Origin of the sequence: Oliverpabstia sp. (assembly GCF_022785585.1) — a bacterium.
Lineage (GTDB): Bacteria > Bacillota > Clostridia > Lachnospirales > Lachnospiraceae > Oliverpabstia > Oliverpabstia intestinalis.
This window is the reverse complement of sequence record NZ_JALFPR010000142.1, coordinates 1-2,976: the sequence shown is the minus strand read 5'-3', so window position 1 is coordinate 2,976 and position 2,976 is coordinate 1. Positions and strand designations below refer to the sequence as shown.

Annotated in this window: 5 protein-coding genes and 2 pseudogenes; 6 read left to right on the top strand and 1 reads right to left on the bottom strand. The window is 47.1% G+C overall.

From position 1 onward, the window contains the following. On the top strand, window positions 1-63 hold a 63-nt coding region (locus MSA64_RS12095), incomplete at its 5' end, for a DUF6783 domain-containing protein (protein ID WP_334302761.1). On the opposite strand, the pseudogene MSA64_RS12090 reads toward MSA64_RS12095, so the two are convergent. Next, a pseudogene (locus tag MSA64_RS12090) lies at window positions 43-93 on the bottom strand (hypothetical protein); the annotation flags it as partial. The gene MSA64_RS12095 and the pseudogene MSA64_RS12090 overlap by 21 nt on opposite strands. A 43-nt stretch (window positions 94-136) precedes the next feature. Here MSA64_RS12090 and MSA64_RS10090 point away from each other — a divergent pair. The 5 genes and pseudogenes from MSA64_RS10090 to MSA64_RS12085 all read left to right on the top strand — a co-directional run. Then, window positions 137-1,372, top strand: a complete 1,236-nt coding sequence (locus tag MSA64_RS10090; RefSeq protein ID WP_287891505.1) for an O-acetylhomoserine aminocarboxypropyltransferase/cysteine synthase family protein — start codon at window positions 137-139, stop codon at window positions 1,370-1,372. 18 nt (window positions 1,373-1,390) lie between these two features. Beyond that, a complete protein-coding gene (locus tag MSA64_RS10085; RefSeq protein ID WP_277663518.1) occupies window positions 1,391-2,260 on the top strand; it encodes a 4Fe-4S binding protein in 870 nt (289 codons plus the stop codon). Window positions 2,261-2,273: 13 nt separating this feature from the next. Next, a complete protein-coding gene (locus MSA64_RS10080) occupies window positions 2,274-2,525 on the top strand; it encodes a sulfurtransferase TusA family protein (RefSeq protein WP_287891504.1) in 252 nt (83 codons plus the stop codon). Continuing rightward, entirely contained in the window at window positions 2,525-2,842 is a 318-nt protein-coding gene (gene trxA, locus MSA64_RS10075; RefSeq protein ID WP_287891503.1) for a thioredoxin, read from the top strand. The genes MSA64_RS10080 and trxA overlap by 1 nt, the downstream gene beginning before the upstream one ends. 33 nt (window positions 2,843-2,875) lie before the next feature. Further along, a pseudogene (locus MSA64_RS12085) lies at window positions 2,876-2,976 on the top strand (sulfur carrier protein ThiS); the annotation flags it as partial.

The following is a 2,976-nucleotide window of genomic DNA, read 5'->3' as shown; positions in this document are numbered from 1 at the left end:
CCTCATTCGGTTGCCGTAGCCCGCTACGCCGCCCTCATTCGGATAAAATCTCCCACAAACTGAGACTCGCAGCTCACGAAAAGCCTTTTTCAGACACGCTCTAGAGGACGCGTTACTGTGAGAGAGGAATAAGCGTATGAGTTTTAATACAGACCTTCTCCATGCAGGAGTGGTTCGGGAGGCAAACGGAGCAACCCTTCCCCCGGTCTGTCAAAGCAGTGCGTTCGAACAGGACACAGCCGCAGATCTGGAAAAAATATTTGAAAATAAAGCTCCCGGCTACTGTTACACCCGTGTAGGGAACCCGACAGTAACCGCATTTGAAAACAGAATCACAAAACTGGAAGGCGGCATGGCTTCGATCGCCTGTGCTTCCGGTATGGCGGCGATCATGAACGCCATTTTAAATATTGTGCGAAGCGGGGACGAGATTGTCTCTTCTGCAAGTCTTTACGGAGGATCCATCGATCTGTTTCGTGATATCGAGGAATTTGGTATCAAAACCCGGTATGTAAAAAACAATGACTGGGAAGCGATCGAGGGAGCTATCAACGAACATACCCGCCTGCTTTTTGCAGAGACGATCGGCAATCCCTGTCTGGATGTGACCGATGTGGAAAGACTGGCAGAAATTGCACATGCGCATAAGATTCCACTGATCCTGGACAACACGACAGCAACAGCGTACCTTTTCCAAGGACTAAAACATGGTGCAGATATCGTGGTCAATTCTTCTTCTAAATACATCAACGGAAGCAGCAATTCGATCAGCGGTATTCTTACTTACAGTGGAAGATTTCAATGGGATTCCGAGATGTATCCTCAGATTGCAGCTTACAAAAAATTTGGCCCGATGGCTTATATTGCAAGACTCCGAAACAGCCTTTTCCGTGACACCGGTGCATGTCTGGCACCGATGAACGCGTATCTGAATCTGATCGGGATGGAGACATTGGGACTGCGGATGGAACGGCAGTGCAGCAATGCGCTGGAACTTGCACAGTGGCTAGAAGAGACGTATCCGTCTGTTACTGTCAACTATCCGGGACTGAAAAGCAGCAACTGGTATGAGATCTCTGAAAAACAGTTTTCCAGAGGATATGGAGCAATCCTGACGCTGCGGGTGGGAAGTAAGGAAAATGCATTTGCATTGATTGATGCACTGAAAATCCCATACACACTTTCCAATATCGGGGATACGAAGACACTGATGATCCATCCGGGATCCACGATCAGTCTTCACAGTTCAGAACAGGAAAAAGAAGATGCAGGTGTTTTCGAAGATCTGATCCGGGTCAGTGTGGGAATCGAAGATATCGAAGATCTGAAAGCAGATTTTGCACAGGCGATTGAAAAGATCGGACAGCTGTAAGGTAAAGGAGAGAGAACGATGGCACAAAAAGTAGATTATGCAGCCTTAAAAAAGGGCGGTTATATGAGACAGAAACAGAAAGGTTACGGTTCCCTGCGACTGGCCGTGATCGGTGGTAACCTGACAGCAGAAAATATCAAAAAAGTGGCGGAAGTAGCAGAAAAATACGGCCGCGGCTATGTACATATGACATCCCGTCAGGGAATCGAGATTCCGTTTATCAAAGTGGAAGAACTTGCCGAGGTAAAAGAAGAACTGGCAAAAGGCGGTGTGGGAACCGGCGTGTGCGGCCCACGTGTCCGTACCATCACAGCCTGCCAGGGATCGGAAGTCTGTCCCAGCGGATGTGTCGACACCTACACACTGGCAAAAGAACTGGATGCCAGATATTTCGGACGGGAACTTCCGCATAAGTTCAAATTCGGTGTTACCGGATGTCAGAATAACTGTCTGAAAGCCGAAGAAAATGATGTGGGAATCAAAGGTGGTATGAACATCGCATACAAAGAAGACGACTGTATCTCCTGTGGTGTATGTGTGAAAGCCTGTCGCCAGGAAGCACTGAAAATGGTGGACGGTAAAGTAGAGCTGGATGCAGAGAAATGTAATCACTGCGGTCGCTGTGTCAAGAGCTGCCCGGTGGATGCATGGGAGGGAACTCCGGGATATATTGTATCTTTTGGAGGAACTTTCGGAAATAACATCTACAAAGGAGAAGAACTGCTTCCGCTGATCCCGGACAAGGAAACACTGTTTCGTGTGACTGATGCGGCGATCACTTTCTTTGAGAAAAATGCAAATCCAAGCGAACGTTTTCGTAAGACGTTGCAGCGTGTGGGAGAGGAAGATTTCCGCAAGCAGTTGAAAGAAGCGTACGAGGGACAGTGAAAGGAGAACCATCATGGCTGAATTAGATTTTGAAGTAACCGATGAGGTTGATATTACCGATAAAGTATGCCCCCTGACATTCGTAAAGGCAAAAGTTGCCATCGAAGAACTGGAGGATGGAGAGGTCCTGGCTGTCCGCATGAACGACGGGGAACCGGTACAGAATGTTCCGCGAAGCATGAAAGAAGAAGGACATAAAGTACTGAAATTAACCGACAATGAAGACGGCACTTACACCATGTATGTAAGAAAGGTGGACGAATAATGGCAGTACGGGTAAGCAAAGCAGATTTTGAAGAGAAAGTATTGAACGAATCGCTTCCGGTTCTGGTGGATTTTTATTCCGATTCCTGTGTGGCGTGCAAAAAACTGGCGCCGGTGTTAGGAAATGCGGAAGATGATTATGAAGATAAGATCAAAGTATATAAGGTAAATACGAACTTTGATGTGGAACTGGCAGAGCAGTATGAAGTGCAGTCCAATCCGACCCTGATCCTCTTTAAAGACGGACAGGCGAAAGACCGAAAAGTGGGTGCACTGAAACAGGCAGATTTAAACAGCTGGATCGAAGAACAGATCTGAAGAGAGTATAGAGAGACATAAAGGAGAAAAGACATGGTTATCACAGTAGCAGGAGAGAAAAAAGAAGTAAAAGACGGACTGACACTGCCGGAGCTGATCGAGCAGGAAAATGTAGAGATGCCGGAATATGTAAC